A 14,649-nucleotide genomic window follows, 5' to 3' on the forward strand; every position below is an offset into this window, starting at 1 on the left:
AAAAAAGAGGAAACAATGCGTTTACTGCTGGTTGAAGATGATATTGCGCTGCGGGACGGTTTGCAGCAAGCGTTAACAGGCCAAGGCTTTGCGGTAAATGCAGTAAGTACCGGCCAGCAAGCACTGGCAGTGGCCCGTGCCGGCGATTGCGATACGGTAATTTTAGATTTAGGCTTGCCGGACATTGATGGCTTGTCTGTGCTTAAGCAATTACGGCAAAAATGGCCGCGCATGCCAGTATTAATTCTCACTGCCCGTGATGGTATTGAAGACAGGATTAAAGGCTTAGATTACGGTGCCGACGACTATTTGGTAAAACCCTTTGCCGCACCTGAATTGTTTGCCAGGCTACGGGTAATAGAGCGGCGTCAGGGTACCGCATCCAGTCATTTAATTCGCTGTGGCGAGGTCGAGTTGGATAGTACCTCGATGCAGGTTAGTGTTGCTGATAATACGGTGTCTTTGTCCCGACGCGAGTACGTGTTGTTAAAAGAGTTGATGGAATCGGCTGGTCGTATTAAAACCCGCGAACAGCTGGAAGCCAGTTTATACAGCTGGGGTGAAGAAGTGGCCAGTAATGCTCTGGAAGTGCATATTTCAAATTTGCGAAAGAAATTACCTACCGACTTTATCCGCACCGTGCGCGGGGTAGGTTATAGCATTAGCCGGCCATGACCTCGGTTCGGCGTTACCTTATTTCGGTGTTAATTGCGGTATTGGTGTTAACCAGTTTTTTGGCTGCTTTGCAGAGTTATCGCTTAAGCGCCGACCGTGCCGCAGAGCTGTTTGACCAAGACTTAGAACTGGTTGCAGCGGCAATTCTTAATCAATATCAAATGCAGGCGCCTCAGTCTGGGCAAGGTTTGGCAATTCAGCTTGTCCAGCAAGGGAAGGTCACCTATGCCAGTGAACAAGCGCCTCGTGAACGACTCAAGGCGCCGGAAGGTTTTTCAGAACAGAACTTTTCGGGTAAGCGTTGGCGGGTGTATCTGCAACATAGTGAGAACAATTCGCAAGTTATGGTAGCCCAACCGCTGCAGCAGCGTTTACAACTGGCTGATGAGGTGATTACCGCTTCTATTTATCCTGTAGTATTGAGTTTGCCGTTTCAGGCACTGTTAATTTGGCTAGTGGTAAGCCGTGCGCTGCGCCCCTTGCATGAGTTTTCTACGCAGCTAACGTCACGTAAAGCGAATGAGTTAACACCGGTAACCTTAACGCAGGTACCAGCAGAGCTTAAGCCGGTATTAAGCTCAACAAACAGTTTGTTTGAGCGTTTATCGGGGGCTTTTGCCCGCGAGAAGCGTTTTGCATCCGATGTTGCACACGAGTTACGCACACCGCTAAGTGTGTTGGAAATCACCTTATTTAATGCGCTTACCCACTGGAAGCAGCAGGGTATGTCAGATAAAGATGAGAATATGGTGGCGCTGCAGAAAGGGGTGGAGCGGATGCGTCATCTTATTGAACAAATTATGTTGCTTAACCGCACGCATCCGGATAACTTTCAGGCAAAAACTAAACTTCTGGATTGGGCGGCGCTGTGTCGTGACGTTGTGGCTGACTGGTATAGTCAGTTAGAGCAAAAGCGGCAGCAAATTAGCATCGAGGGTGAAGAGCATCTTGAGGTGAAAGCTGACGAGTTTGCCTTACGGTTGCTGGTGTCCAATTTATTGGGGAATGCGATAAAATATACACCGTTACAAGGTCAGATAATATTGACGCTAACACACACCGAGGATGCAGCCGTACTCGAAGTTGCCGATTCGGGCCCGGGTATTGCGCCGGAGGAATATCAGCAGGTGTTTAACCGGTTTTATCGGGTAGGTGGCGACAGGCATCATTCCGGGGCGCCAGGCTCTGGCTTGGGGTTAGCTATTGTAAAGGATATTGTCATGTTGCATAACGGCAAAATCAGCCTGGGAAAATCTGACTTTGACAGTGGTTTAAAGGTTAGGGTGGAGCTACCGCTATGATGTCGCTGTTGCGCGGGTGTTATATTGCCTTATTACTATTGCCCTTCAATGTACTGGCGCGGCAAGAGTTTGTGCTGGTACTTAAAGATCATCTGTTTAGTCCTTCTCATTTGCATGTGCCTGCTGGCGTGAAAATAAAAGTTCGTTTGATAAACCAAGATGCCACACCGGAAGAGTTTGAGAGTTTTGCCTTAAATCGCGAGAAAGTGGTGTTGGGAATGGCTGAAGCGGTATTGTATCTGGGCCCGCTTAAAGCCGGAGAGTATGACTTTTTTGGCGATTTCCATCCTGACAGCGCCAAAGGCGTATTAATTGCGGTACCAGAGCAAGAATGGCAGCAGCAGGTGACACATGTTGATTAATGCCGTGTTAGTGTACACCCGCGAGTTGCTGCCGGTATTGCTGCTAGTGGCGCTGATATTGCGTATACAGCGTAGCGGCAAACGCAAGTTGTTGCTGCAATCAGCGGCGATGTCACTATTGCTAATGCTGCTGTTGGCACCCTGGCTTGGCGATATTACTCAACTTGCAGAGGGCAATGGCCTTGAGTTGTTGTTTGTTGCAGCACATGGTCTTACGTTGTTAGCTCTGATGCTTTTTGCTGGGGCCGCGAAGTGGCACCGCAGCGCGGCAATAATTGCACTATCAGCACAAGCAGTGCTGTGCGGTATTAATCTGTTGTTGTACGGACTTACCAGCCATGGTTCACATGAGGCAACCGAAAGTATATGGCTTGGTGCCACCTTAGGCGTAGGAATTGGCCTTAGTATTGCTGTGCTTTGGTATCAGCTGCTGGCTGAGCTGGACCGATTTGGCTTTTTTGTGCTGGCATTGATGACCGGTTTTATTGCCGCACGCCAAAGCAGTGCTATTGTGGCGTTGCTGGGACAAATTGATTGGGTGTCGTCCGGGCAAGTTATATGGGACAGTGGTCAGTTAATCAACGAACAATCGGAAGTGGGTGTGTTTATACAAGCGTGGTTTGGCTACGAAGCGACCCCAGATGCACTGCAGCTTAGCTGCTGGATCCTAACCTTGGTGTTAATGACGATATTGTGGCAGTGGCGGAGACCAACGCAATGAAACTAATACAGTTAACAGTCTTATTGTCTTTGCTGACAAGCGCAACGGTACTGGCCGATGGCCGGGTCGTAGACAAGGTATATCATCCCTATGTGCAGCCATTAGAACGCGAGTTTGAATACCGTGCTTTGTATCAACGTCAAACTGATCATCCTAATAATAATGCGATGGCACAAAAGCTGGGTTATGGTTTTTCTATTGCCGACAACATGGCGGTGTCGTTGTATTTACTGGCTGAGCGGGTAATGCCAGACGATTACACCGTATCGAGTTATGAAGCTGAACTGCGTTGGATGCTTACCGAACAAGGCCAGTATAGTTGGGACTGGGGGCTATTGTTTGAACTGGAGCATCATCAGCAAACAGACAATAATGAATTTACGACCGGCTTGTTAGTAGAAAAAGAGTTTGAGAATACCAGTGTTACTGTTAACACGTTTTTGGTGTACGAGTGGGGTGCCAGCATTAAGAATGAACTGGAAACCGAGTTGCGTTTACAGTACCGTTATCGTTATTTGCCAGCGCTGCAACCGTCGATAGAAGTATATGCCGGAGAGGGTTACAAAGGCGCTGGCCCGGGGTTTATGGGCGTGCATAAGTTTAGCCCAACCCGGCAGTTGAAGTGGGAAGCAGCGGTGGTATTTGCGCTGGATAATGATACCATTGACCGCACCGTGCGCTTTGCGCTGAAGTACGAATTCTAGCCACTTTTTTTAGCGTGTTAAGTAACAGCGGAAACAGCGGCATAGGTCGGGTGAAAATCTTTATCATTCTCCAAAGCAGGCAGTAGCCAGCGGTATTTCTGCTGCTATAATGCCGCATCTTAACTAAGTTCCAGCGAAAAAGGACAGACTATTTTATGGCGGACGCAGAACATCGCCCGAGCAATTTTATTCGGCAAATTATTGATACCGACTTAGCATCCGGCAAACACAGCGCGGTACAAACCCGTTTTCCACCTGAACCCAACGGCTATTTGCATATTGGTCATGCTAAATCGATCTGTCTGAACTTTGGTATTGCACAAGACTACCAGGGCAAGTGCAACTTGCGTTTTGATGATACCAACCCGGAAAAAGAAAACGTCGAGTTTGTTAACTCTATTTCGCAAGACGTTAACTGGCTGGGTTTTCAATGGAGTGGCGATGTACGCTATTCGTCAGACTATTTTGACGCCTTGTATGGTTACGCGGTTGAATTAATTAATAAAGGTTTAGCCTATGTTTGCTTTTTAAACGGCGACCAAATGCGTGAGTACCGCGGCAATTTAACCCAACCCGGTAAAGCCAGCCCAACCCGAGACACCAGCCCGGCAGAGAACTTAGCCTTATTTGAAAAAATGCGTGCCGGTGGCTTTAAAGAGGGCGAATGTTCACTGCGGGCCAAAATAGATATGGCCTCCAGCTTTATGTGTATGCGTGATCCGGTTATTTACCGGGTTAAATTTGCCCATCACCATCAAACGGGTGACAAGTGGTGCATCTATCCGATGTACGACTTTACCCATTGTATTTCAGACGCTATTGAAGGCATTACGCATTCTTTGTGTACGCTGGAGTTTCAGGACAACCGCCGTCTTTATGACTGGATCCTGAGTAACATTACTATTGCCTGCCACCCGCAACAGATAGAGTTTTCCCGCTTAAATCTGGAATATGCGGTAATGAGCAAGCGTAAACTGCAAACGCTGGTTGAGCAAAAAGTAGTATTGGGTTGGGACGACCCGCGCATGCCAACGATTGCCGGTTTACGCCGCCGTGGTTATACGCCGGCGGCTATTCGTGAGTTTGCCAAGCGTATAGGTGTTACCAAGCAAGACAACGTTATTGAAATGAGTGCACTTGAAGCCTGTATTCGTGAAGATTTAGACGCTGCCGCGCCGCGTGCGATGGCTGTGCTTGAGCCGCTTAAAGTCACGATTACTAATTACCCCGCTGATGGTATTGAGTGGGTAGTCTCACCTAATCATCCCAAAGATGACACCATGGGCAGCCGCAAGTTACCGTTTGGCCCGGTGGTGTATATTGATAAAGCCGATTTTCGGGAAGAGGCTAATAAAAAATATAAGCGGTTGGTGTTAAATGGTGATGTGCGGTTACGCAATGCCTACGTTATTCATGCCGATGAAGCGGTAAAAGATGCTGATGGCAATATTGTTGAACTAAAGTGCAGTTATTTACCAGAAACCCTGGGTGAAAACCCGGCTGATGGCCGCAAGGTGCGTGGTGTGATTCATTGGGTTGAGGCTACGCAGGCGTTGCCAGCCGAGTTTCGCGTTTACGACCGCTTGTTTAGCGTGGCGAATCCCGCCGCAGAAGTCGATTTTCTCACCGTGGTTAACCCGCAATCTTTAGTGGTAAAACAGGGCTTGGTTGAGCCGTCGTTAAAAGACGCTAAAGCAGAGCATGCCTATCAGTTTGAGCGCGAGGGCTATTATTGCGCTGATAATCGTGACTCAACCAGTGATAAATTGGTATTTAACCGTACTGTTGGCTTGCGAGATAGCTGGGGTAAAGAAGACGACATCTAATTGGTGAAGCCAAAACCGGCCGCGTTACTGAGTAACGCGGCTTTTTTTTATTTATTTTTTTAATATCACGCCTAAGCCAACAATAACGGCTACCGCACCACCGACCAAAAACCAAATCGCATTATCAGTAGGGTTACCTGTTACCAGTTCTGTCACTTTAGAGGCGTTAGAGTTGTATTCTGTATAACCAAAATACAGCAGTATTGCACCAGCCACTAATATTGCCAATCCAATAATTTTATTCATCTTTATCTCCATTGTTATAGTTAACTATCATTGTTGTTTTTGTCATTGAGATTTGTCAGGTAAATATCAATATTTATATTAACTGGTTGTTTCCACTGAGGCTTATACTGCCACTATTCTCTTATTAGACAAGCTTTTATTGTCGGTACAAACGCCTATTAATGATCCGCAACTCTGGTATTATCAGTATCAACACTCACATTATGTTAACCACGGTACCCCTATGGATTTGTTATTGGCAGTATTGTTTTTTGCCTTTTCCACGACTATTACTCCCGGTCCTAACAATGTAATGATTATGTCGTCTGGCGTTAATTATGGCGTTAAAGCCAGTGTGCCGCATTTGTTGGGGATTTGTTTGGGTTTTCCGCTAATGGTGTTATTAGTGGGGTTAGGCTTTGGAGTGGTATTTGAGCGCTATCCGCATTTGCATCAGCTAATTAAAGTGCTTGGCGTTGCATACTTGGTGTGGCTGGCCTGGAAAATAGCCAGCGCGGCGCCCAAAGCAATAGAGCAAGGTAAAAGCAAACCCTTCAGCTTTATGCAGGCAGCGTTATTTCAGTGGGTTAACGGTAAAGCATGGGTAATGGCCAGTGGTGCGGTAGCGGCGTTTACTACCGTAAGCGGAGTGTATTGGTTAGAAGTGAGCATTATTTCCTCCGCCTTTTTGCTGGTTGCGTTTCCTTGTGTTGGTAGCTGGTTGTTGTTTGGTGCAGCACTGCGGGCGGTATTGACTAAACCGCTGTTTCAACGAATATTTAATGTCTGTATGGCGCTTATTTTATTGTTATCAATGTTGCCTGTATTGGCTGATTTATGGCGCTACTATTTTATGTCGGCTGCGGCTTAATCCTTTTACGTTAAACACGGCAAAATTTGCTATGTCAACCGCAGTAACACATAGTGTTTAACCCAAAAAAAACAAGGAGTTTCAGATGAAAATATTTATCACGGCTTGCCTGCTCGTTATGACAACGCTTATCGCCACGGTCAGCTTTGCGCATACTGAAGCGGTAACCTCTGAGCCTGCTGAAGCTCAGCCGTTAACCGTATGGGTGGACGTACGCAGTGCAGAGGAATTTGCCGCTGGCCATCTTGAGGGGGCGGTTAATATAGTGCACACCGACATCGCCAAGGGTATTGCTGCGCTTAATCTGGATAAGTCGACTCCTATAGCGTTGTATTGTAAAAGCGGTCGTCGGGCGGGTATTGCCTTAGATGTATTACAAAATAATGGTTACAGCCAGGTGACGAATCACGGTGGCTATGAAGCTTTATTGCAAACGCACGCTACTGAACATGAACGGCAGTGAAGAAAAAATAAAACTGGAACATGAAGCCGCGCGGCTTTTTATGCGGCTTTATGAACAGCGCTTTGGTGTAGCTATGCGTCACATTTGGCATAATGAACCGGCACGGCCTGACGTGTCTTGCTATTACGATGAGCATAAGCTCGATTTAGAAATAGCGCATTTGTATGGCAGTGAAGCAGAAGCCATGCTTATTCTGGGGCGTGACTTGGGCGATAAAACCCACAAAGAACTGATGGCACTGCTGCGCACGCCACCGCAGCACCGCTTACTGACCGCCTTAAATTGTTTAATTGGTAACAAAGCAGATAAAAGCTATCAAACTGACCGTGTCTGGCTGGTAATACGCAATGCTAATCCGCTTTGGACACGGCGCGATATATTGCAGCATCTCAAGGCGCTGCATATGCCAAAGCAGCATCCGTTCGAGCAAATATGGCTTATTGGTGATATGCAGGGCCAGTCAGGCATAGTGGCGTTATATCCACCGGCACTTAGTGCACTGGAGCAAGGCTGATGCTGATTTTTTATCAGCGCTGGTCACGGCGTTTATATCGGCTACGGCCCCTGTTTATCGTGTTATGTGTTGGTGCTGCCACAGCATTTGTTTGGTTATTATTTAGTGGTACACCACAACAAGGTCAACAGTGGCAATTAAGCGCAGTGGTAACTGCATTAACCGCACTGTTGCTATGGTTATGGGCAACGCTGTTTCACATCGATTTACCGGTAAGCGCACCGGGGCAGGGTTTTGCTACCAGGATCAAAATCCGGCTACACCTTATGATGCTGTATATTTTAGCGCTATTGGTGTCGGTATTATTGTTAGCGACAACCTATCTTGGCCTGCGGGTACTTAAAGGTATAATAGCCAACTTGTTTTTCAGCTGATTATATTACTTATGCCTGATAGCGCTACCCGCTGGGACATTTTTTGTGCCGTAATTGATAACTTTGGCGATATCGGCATTTGCTGGCGCTTAAGCCGGCAATTGGTGCAGGAGCACAATGTTGCTGTCAGGTTGTGGGTTGACGATTTACAAAGCTTTCAGCGTATTTGCCCACAAATTGATATTCAGGCAGAGCAACAACAAATTGCCGGAGTTACTATTATACTGTGGTCGCCCAATACAGATTGGCAGCAGGTGCGTATCGCTAACGTGGTAATAGAAGCGCTGGCGTGCACCATTCCGTTAGCGTACCAGCAACATATGGCGCAAGAAGAGCATAAACCGCTCTGGCTTAATCTGGAGTATTTATCGGCTGAAGACTGGGTGGAAGGGTGTCACGCGTTACCTTCACCTCAGCCACATTTAGCGCTGGATAAATATTTTTTCTTTCCAGGTTTTACGGCCAATACCGGTGGATTGTTACAAGAGGCAACACTGCAACAGCAGGCTGAAGCCTTTATCCAAGACGCTCAAGCTCAGCAGGCATTCTGGCAAAGCCTTGGCGTGAATAACAGCGCGGCCTATCAGCAGAAAATATCCTTGTTTGGTTATGATCACCCGCAATTAGCTAGTTTGTTAACGTGCTGGCAGCAGGCGGCAAAGTCTACTTTATGCCTGGTACCTGAGGGGGTTTTAGCAAAGCAGCTGTCAAAGCTGTACCCGGAGCTTGCCAAGCAGGGCGACTGTAACCTTGGTAATTTACGCTTAAAAGTACTGCCATTTATGCCACAAGACCATTACGATAAACTGTTGTGGGCTTGTGACATTAACTTTGTTCGTGGCGAAGACTCTATTATTCGCGCACACTGGGCCGCTAAGCCGTTTATATGGCAAATTTATCGCCAAGCTGAGCAGGCGCATCTGGAGAAACTTGATGCGTTTGTGCAGCGTTATACCCAGTTGATGCCCTCAGATGTGGCCAAGGCACTAACCGAATTTTGGCGGGCATGGAATACAGACAACCATTTGGCCCAAAGCTGGCAGAAATTTAGTGCAATCTTGTTGCAAATCGCCGAATATAACCAGCTTTGGCGAGCAGAGTTAACGGCGAATGGAGATCTTGCCAGCAACCTCGTGCACTTTGTCGAAAAAAAATTTATAATGCGACGCAATTTTTCCTAAACGAGAAGATATTTCAGTCATGATGAAGACAGCTCAAGAACTGCGTGCTGGCCAGGTGATTATGGTTGGCACTGAAGCAATGGTAATTTTAAAGGCCGAATTTAATAAATCAGGTCGTAACTCAGCCGTTGTTAAAATGAAAATGAAAAACCTGCTGAATGCTCAGGGCATGGAAACCGTATACCGTGCTGATGACAAATTCGAACAGGTTCTGTTAGAAACTAAAGAAGTAACATACTCTTACTTTTCTGATCCTATGTATGTATTTATGGATCAGGAATACAACCAATTTGAAGTTGAAGCAGAAAACATGACCGAAGCACTTAAATACCTGGTTGACGGTATGGAGTGTTCAGTGGTGTTCTACAACGAGCGTCCAATCTCAGTAGACTTGCCAACGGTAGTAGTGCGTACCGTTACGTACACTGAACCAGCAGCACGTGGCGACACGTCTGGTAAAGTATTGAAGCCAGCTAAAATTGAAACCGGTTTTGAACTGATGGTGCCTGCTTTCGTTGAAGAAGGCGACAAAATCGAAATCGATACCCGTACCGACGAGTATCGCAGCCGCGCCAAGTAATTTGGCAGGTTGAATTCAAAAAAGGCGCTTCGGCGCCTTTTTTGTTGTCAGTAGTTTCAACGTTAATAACTTTACTCTGATGAGCAATGAAGCTGGTGAGCTTTGCTTAGCTTCTCTCCTCCACAGAGTTTTATTCCGTTTGAGAAAAAAAGACATATAAGGTGTAATTGACAGATTAGATCAGGCTAGGGGATAACAAGGAAATAAAGATGTCAGTGCTGGAAATGTATAACGAGTTCAGGGAAACATTCCCGAAGACGACAGAAAAAACGGATAATGAACACATCAAGTTTTGGGGGGATATTGATCCTGACTTTTGCTATTCCTGGTTCGAAAGCCTGGCTAAAACTATAAATTTAGATATGGCAAAAGAAGTAGATCCTAACGAGTACAAAGAGGTATTTGAATTTTTGCGTTCACGTTTCCTGCAAGGAGACGAAAAAATGAAAGACTGTATTGAAGTGTCATTTACTGAAAATCTGTTTTGGAAAATACCGTTTGAAAAAGCTCAACCTTATTGGACTATATTTCCAGACTTATTAAAGGGTTTGTATATTAAATTTCACAAACGGACACCTGGATAGCATGGCAAAACAACTTCAGTCGCTACGCTCCGTGTACAACTTTCTATGGCAATTTTTTATGAGATCCGTCTAATCCAAATGGCGACTAAACATGTGATAACTAAGGTATAGGCAGGGATTATTTTCGGCGTCGGTGTTTCAAACCACCGGTTGTCAAAGGCGTTAATCGATTATGAAGCATGAACTAGCATATAAAATATCTAAGCGGTTTTCTCCGCCAAAGACTGATTTGAGAAAAGCCCTCATTCTTGACGACTACGGCGATGAATCTTATGCACTAATGGAAATCACGCATAAGTTGCCGGAAGATCCCTCGATAGAAGAGTTTAATTACTATGGTTGGATCTACTCATTTATGGCCGCTGAAGACCTGCTTTTCTACCTTTATGCAGTGTTGGTAGTTGCCGATACTGTTCGTACTATTGATGATGGACCTGATTGGCTTGATTCATACATATTTAGTGTGGATCGTTCTCTTCCTGAGATAATCCAACTTGTAGAAGAGGATGTCGAGTCATTAAGGGCAGAGCTGAAGGCACTTTCTCGTATCCTCATGGTATATGAAGAAGAGCAAGCATCAGTACCAAACATTATGAAATTTATAGAGTTGCCGATATGAGGCGCTTAACAAGCAGTACCAGCGAAGGCATTCTCGGCCTGGGCGCAATTCGTGCTGCAAAGTGCAGGTCGTAAACAATTCAATGAATACAGGAAGATAAATGCCACATTTTATAGTTGATTGCGCAGTTGAAATATTAGAATGTCACGCTGAAGAATATATAGCTGAGCAAATTTACTTGGTTGCTGTTGCATCTGATTTGTTTGATAGCGGAGATATTAAGGTCCGTGTAAATCCTTATAGCAAGTATATAGTGGGAGGGAAGCGTGAGCTTTTCATCCACGTTTTTTCGAGCATTATGCAAGGTCGCACAATTGAGCAGCGAGCACAGTTATCACATTCGGTTGTTGAGACATTAGTTGCACTGTTTCCGCATGTGCCAAATATTGCTATGAATATCAGTGAGTTTGAAAAAGCGACTTATTGTAACCGGGGTATGCTTTAATAAACATTGCTAAACCGCGCCGTTTCATTCGGCCAGTTTGTGGCCTGAACTTCAACAGCGACGCCGTTTTACACGCCACATTTGGACGTTAAGATTTTAGATATGTATTTTAAATTACTGCTTTTATTCATCATTTGGGTTAGTCCTGCGCTTGCATCTGAGTATCGTGTTGTTACAGATCCTGACAGGCAAAGAGACATTCCCATTCACGTTAGCTTCCCGCTGGATGCGTCGGTCTGTAATGTTGAAAATCGATGCCCTGTTGCTGTTCTAAGTTCTGGTTATGGCGTGGCTTTCGATAAATATTCATTTATTTCAGTTATCTTGAATAAAGCTGGCTATCTCGTTGTTGCTATTCAGCATGAATTGCTAGGCGATCCCGCACTTGCTGTTACAGGTAACCTTTATACTGAACGAAGTGAAAACTGGAAACGGGGCGCTGAAACCGTAAAGTTTGTTCGCAGCAAGTTGCAGTCAGAATTTTCTGACTTTGATTTCAATAGATTAACCTTAGTTGGTCATTCGAATGGCGGTGATATTTCCAGTTGGTTGATTAATGAAGGTGTGGATTTTGTTGAGACACTAATAACCTTGGATCATCGGCGGGTTCCATTACCCAGGGGTGAAGTGCCCAATGTTTTTTCTATTCGCGGTAGTGATTATCCGGCGGATGAAGCGGTGTTGTATACAGATCGAGAAAAAACGATGCTCAATGCGTGTATTGTGCAGATCGCAAATTCCAAACATAACGAGATGACAGATTTTGGCCCTGATTGGCTTAAAACTTCAATAACAAATGCTTTGCTGGGGTTTTTATCTGGTAAATGTAATAGTTCGTATAAAGCTTAACAATTAACTCTATTGAAGGCCGTTGTTTCTGCCTGAGACGATGATGCATACTCGCGAGTTTTAGTAGCGGCCTTGAGCGTTACATGATTCAGGAAATACCTAATGTATAAATTGTTAGTCTGTGTTTTGTTAATATCGAGTGTAACGGTTGCTGAAGACATTGACTTGGTCTCAGAGAGACTAGAGGTTATAAACAAGCTAAAACATGAAATTTCAGAGCAGTATGTTCTTGAGGAACAGATTCCAGCAATATTGAGTTCATTAGAAACCTTATCTTCGGCTGAAACACTGCAGCAGGCTTTTAGTCATCAAGACTTTGCTGATGTTATAGATAAAAAATTAAATGAATTTGATAAGCACTTTAGCTTTTCGTGGCAAGCCAAAGAAGAAGCAGCGACGAAACAACCGTTAGAAAGCTATTGGGACAGGCTTGAACGCAAAAATTCAGGATTTAATAAGGTTGAAATCTTAACTGGTAACGTGGGTTATATTGATTTTTGGGGCTTTGATAAAGTAAACGATGATTCAACCGCGCGTGTAGCTAAAGTGATGGCGATGGTGTCTGAGGCGAACGCGATAATATTCGATGTTCGTAATAATGGTGGCGGGCACCCCGAGATGTCTCAGTTACTGAGTAGCTACCTATTCAAAAACAGGACGCATCTGAACAGTATTTATTGGCGTTATTCTGACCAAGTTGATGAGTTTTGGACCTTCAGAAAGGTTAAAGGGAAAAAACTTGCCGATATACCTATTTACATCTTAACGAGTAGTAAAACATTTTCAGCTGCGGAAGATTTTGCTTATAGTTTACAAAGCTTAAAGCGAGCGGTAATTGTTGGTGAGGTGACAGCTGGCGGTGCTCATCCAATGCGTTTTATAGACCTTAGCAACGGGTTTATTGCGGGTATTCCCTATGGAAAAGCAATAAATCCGGTAACGAAAATTAATTGGGAATGGGTTGGTGTACAACCTGATTTGGTCACATCAGCACAAAGCGCTTTTGATCTTGCATACTACACGGCGCTTAGCACCCTAATAAAAACAGAATTAAGCGTTGCCGCAAAGCATGAAATAGAAAATAAAATAGAAGAGTTGGCTATTACGTTACATCAATAAAGGCTGATTTAGATGTTTTAGGAGAGAGCATGATTAATGCGTTTAAAACCTGGTGGAATTCTGTATCAAAAGTTCAGAAAACTGGCTTGGTAGTTCTAGCGGCCTTTGTGTTGGCAGTTATTATTATGAGCTTTGGCGTTACTATAGGCTCATCTGTTGGCAAGGTGCTGTAAAATTGTGACGACGTTGCTTAAAGAAAGGCTGCCGCTCATTGTCACCAAATGGCATTAAAATACCACAGCTTGAAACATTGTTCTTTGCTTGGAGCCTGAGATGACAAAATATGTAACACAGCCATTAAATTCGCGCTTTTCGGTCGCGGTGCTTTGTGTCTCACGGCTGTTTATGGCAGATGTTATTTTTCTGCCGGAGTTATAAATGGAATTTCTTGATCACCCTATAGCATTGATCATTGTCGGTATTCTTAGTTTCCCTGTTTACAAAACACTGGCTAAGGTTTTTTTCGGCGAGAATTATGAAGATCTGGCTGAAACCATCAGATTTGTGGCAACAGCAGATTGGTATTCACTGTTTAAAGGCAGGTTTTGGGAAGACTGGGATGCTACAATGAAATTTAATATTTTCATTGCCTTATGCTTTGGTTGGGTAGCTGCGGTTACTGAGATCTTGGCAAGATACGTACTGTAATAATAAAGCGTGCCTGTTGGTGCCTGCAGCCGCTAGACTTGGATTAAGTTGTGCATGGAGTTACAGCAAGCGGATTTGAACAAGAGAGCGTTAAGGAGAAGATATCCGTGATTACATTTAGACCCGCTAAGGATTTGGCTAAAGCGGCACGTTATACTCTGACGAATATGAGACCCTATTACGAGCAATATTCCGTTGAGTGGGATGAAGCACAGATTGAAAAAATGACACAAGCACTGGTCAACCTAGATATTTTGCTTGCAGGTGAGCCAGTAGGGGTTATTAGATTGTCCTTCGACAGTGAAGGGGCTTACCTGCGAGATTTGCAAGTCGATCAAAACTACCAGAATAGAGGTATTGGTGCTTACGCACTTGCAGAGGCAAACCGACTAGCCAAAGTGCAGAGCGTTCAGGTGCTGCTGCTTAGAGTGTTTAAACATAGTCCAGCAGTTAATTTGTATAAACGGCAAGGTTTTAATATAACTCGCGAAGATGAGCGGTTTTATTACATGAGCCGAGCTGTTAGCTAGCAAACAATGTTGCCGGTAACATGGCATTATTCTATACGGTGTTTGTGCTTTGTCTTTC

At 44.8% G+C, this 14,649-nt stretch carries 21 protein-coding genes; 20 read left to right on the forward strand and 1 reads right to left on the reverse strand.

Annotated features, from left to right (window positions below):
• The first annotated feature begins 15 nt into the window (after positions 1 to 15).
• From ORJ00_RS17195 to glnS, 6 genes are all read left to right on the forward strand, one after another.
• Positions 16 to 675 carry a response regulator gene (locus tag ORJ00_RS17195; protein WP_306125532.1) on the forward strand — a complete coding sequence of 220 codons (660 nt, stop codon included), beginning with the start codon at positions 16 to 18 and terminating at the stop codon, positions 673 to 675.
• Positions 672 to 1,976, forward strand: coding sequence for a sensor histidine kinase (locus ORJ00_RS17200; protein ID WP_306140427.1), 1,305 nt, complete (start codon positions 672 to 674; stop codon positions 1,974 to 1,976). The genes ORJ00_RS17195 and ORJ00_RS17200 overlap by 4 nt, the downstream gene beginning before the upstream one ends.
• Positions 1,973 to 2,338 (forward strand): cupredoxin domain-containing protein, encoded by a 366-nt coding sequence (locus ORJ00_RS17205; protein WP_306125534.1) that lies wholly within the window; start codon positions 1,973 to 1,975, stop codon positions 2,336 to 2,338. The genes ORJ00_RS17200 and ORJ00_RS17205 overlap by 4 nt, the downstream gene beginning before the upstream one ends.
• Entirely contained in the window at positions 2,328 to 3,059 is a 732-nt protein-coding gene (locus ORJ00_RS17210) for an FTR1 family protein (protein WP_027670946.1), read from the forward strand. Before ORJ00_RS17205 ends, ORJ00_RS17210 begins: the two co-directional genes overlap by 11 nt.
• Complete coding sequence (locus tag ORJ00_RS17215) at positions 3,056 to 3,763, forward strand: hypothetical protein (RefSeq protein ID WP_027670947.1); 708 nt, start codon at positions 3,056 to 3,058, stop codon at positions 3,761 to 3,763. The genes ORJ00_RS17210 and ORJ00_RS17215 overlap by 4 nt, the downstream gene beginning before the upstream one ends.
• Positions 3,764 to 3,918: 155 nt before the next feature.
• Positions 3,919 to 5,589, forward strand: a complete 1,671-nt coding sequence (gene glnS, locus ORJ00_RS17220; RefSeq protein ID WP_306140428.1) for a glutamine--tRNA ligase — start codon at positions 3,919 to 3,921, stop codon at positions 5,587 to 5,589.
• Between the two features lie 51 nt (positions 5,590 to 5,640).
• Here glnS and ORJ00_RS17225 read toward each other — a convergent pair whose 3' ends face one another.
• Positions 5,641 to 5,835 carry a DUF3185 family protein gene (locus ORJ00_RS17225; RefSeq protein ID WP_027670949.1) on the reverse strand — a complete coding sequence of 65 codons (195 nt, stop codon included), beginning with the start codon at positions 5,833 to 5,835 and terminating at the stop codon, positions 5,641 to 5,643.
• A 223-nt stretch (positions 5,836 to 6,058) separates the two neighbouring features.
• Here ORJ00_RS17225 and ORJ00_RS17230 point away from each other — a divergent pair, with 223 nt between their 5' ends.
• The 14 genes from ORJ00_RS17230 (at position 6,059) to ORJ00_RS17295 (ending at position 14,591) form a co-directional block, all read left to right on the forward strand.
• Positions 6,059 to 6,685 carry a LysE family translocator gene (locus tag ORJ00_RS17230; protein WP_027670950.1) on the forward strand — a complete coding sequence of 209 codons (627 nt, stop codon included), beginning with the start codon at positions 6,059 to 6,061 and terminating at the stop codon, positions 6,683 to 6,685.
• Between the two features lie 85 nt (positions 6,686 to 6,770).
• Positions 6,771 to 7,148: a rhodanese-like domain-containing protein gene (locus ORJ00_RS17235; RefSeq protein ID WP_027670951.1), complete on the forward strand. Its 378-nt coding sequence runs from the start codon at positions 6,771 to 6,773 to the stop codon at positions 7,146 to 7,148.
• Entirely contained in the window at positions 7,135 to 7,662 is a 528-nt protein-coding gene (locus ORJ00_RS17240) for a hypothetical protein (RefSeq protein ID WP_037054241.1), read from the forward strand. Before ORJ00_RS17235 ends, ORJ00_RS17240 begins: the two co-directional genes overlap by 14 nt.
• Positions 7,662 to 8,036, forward strand: a complete 375-nt coding sequence (locus ORJ00_RS17245) for a hypothetical protein (RefSeq protein ID WP_306140429.1) — start codon at positions 7,662 to 7,664, stop codon at positions 8,034 to 8,036. The genes ORJ00_RS17240 and ORJ00_RS17245 overlap by 1 nt, the downstream gene beginning before the upstream one ends.
• An 11-nt stretch (positions 8,037 to 8,047) precedes the next feature.
• Complete coding sequence (earP, locus tag ORJ00_RS17250) at positions 8,048 to 9,217, forward strand: elongation factor P maturation arginine rhamnosyltransferase EarP (RefSeq protein WP_306140430.1); 1,170 nt, start codon at positions 8,048 to 8,050, stop codon at positions 9,215 to 9,217.
• A 19-nt stretch (positions 9,218 to 9,236) separates the two neighbouring features.
• Positions 9,237 to 9,797, forward strand: coding sequence for an elongation factor P (gene efp, locus ORJ00_RS17255; RefSeq protein ID WP_240474864.1), 561 nt, complete (start codon positions 9,237 to 9,239; stop codon positions 9,795 to 9,797).
• Between the two features lie 209 nt (positions 9,798 to 10,006).
• Complete coding sequence (locus tag ORJ00_RS17260; RefSeq protein WP_306140431.1) at positions 10,007 to 10,381, forward strand: DUF7674 family protein; 375 nt, start codon at positions 10,007 to 10,009, stop codon at positions 10,379 to 10,381.
• A gap of 172 nt (positions 10,382 to 10,553) precedes the next feature.
• A complete protein-coding gene (locus ORJ00_RS17265; protein ID WP_306125542.1) occupies positions 10,554 to 11,000 on the forward strand; it encodes a hypothetical protein in 447 nt (148 codons plus the stop codon).
• Between the two features lie 100 nt (positions 11,001 to 11,100).
• A complete protein-coding gene (locus ORJ00_RS17270) occupies positions 11,101 to 11,445 on the forward strand; it encodes a 5-carboxymethyl-2-hydroxymuconate Delta-isomerase (RefSeq protein WP_305975426.1) in 345 nt (114 codons plus the stop codon).
• A 102-nt stretch (positions 11,446 to 11,547) separates the two neighbouring features.
• On the forward strand, positions 11,548 to 12,294 hold the full coding sequence (locus ORJ00_RS17275) for an alpha/beta hydrolase (protein WP_306140432.1): 747 nt from the start codon (positions 11,548 to 11,550) through the stop codon (positions 12,292 to 12,294).
• 102 nt (positions 12,295 to 12,396) lie between these two features.
• On the forward strand, positions 12,397 to 13,413 hold the full coding sequence (locus ORJ00_RS17280; RefSeq protein WP_306140433.1) for a S41 family peptidase: 1,017 nt from the start codon (positions 12,397 to 12,399) through the stop codon (positions 13,411 to 13,413).
• 29 nt (positions 13,414 to 13,442) lie between these two features.
• Positions 13,443 to 13,586, forward strand: coding sequence for a hypothetical protein (locus ORJ00_RS17285; protein ID WP_306125543.1), 144 nt, complete (start codon positions 13,443 to 13,445; stop codon positions 13,584 to 13,586).
• Positions 13,587 to 13,791: 205 nt separating this feature from the next.
• Positions 13,792 to 14,061, forward strand: a complete 270-nt coding sequence (locus ORJ00_RS17290; RefSeq protein ID WP_306140434.1) for a hypothetical protein — start codon at positions 13,792 to 13,794, stop codon at positions 14,059 to 14,061.
• A 50-nt stretch (positions 14,062 to 14,111) separates the two neighbouring features.
• Positions 14,112 to 14,591: a GNAT family N-acetyltransferase gene (locus ORJ00_RS17295; RefSeq protein ID WP_306140435.1), complete on the forward strand. Its 480-nt coding sequence runs from the start codon at positions 14,112 to 14,114 to the stop codon at positions 14,589 to 14,591.
• Positions 14,592 to 14,649 lie beyond the last annotated feature (58 nt).

The sequence above is a fragment of the Rheinheimera baltica genome, from assembly GCF_030731985.1.
GTDB classification, from domain to species: domain Bacteria; phylum Pseudomonadota; class Gammaproteobacteria; order Enterobacterales; family Alteromonadaceae; genus Alishewanella; species Alishewanella baltica.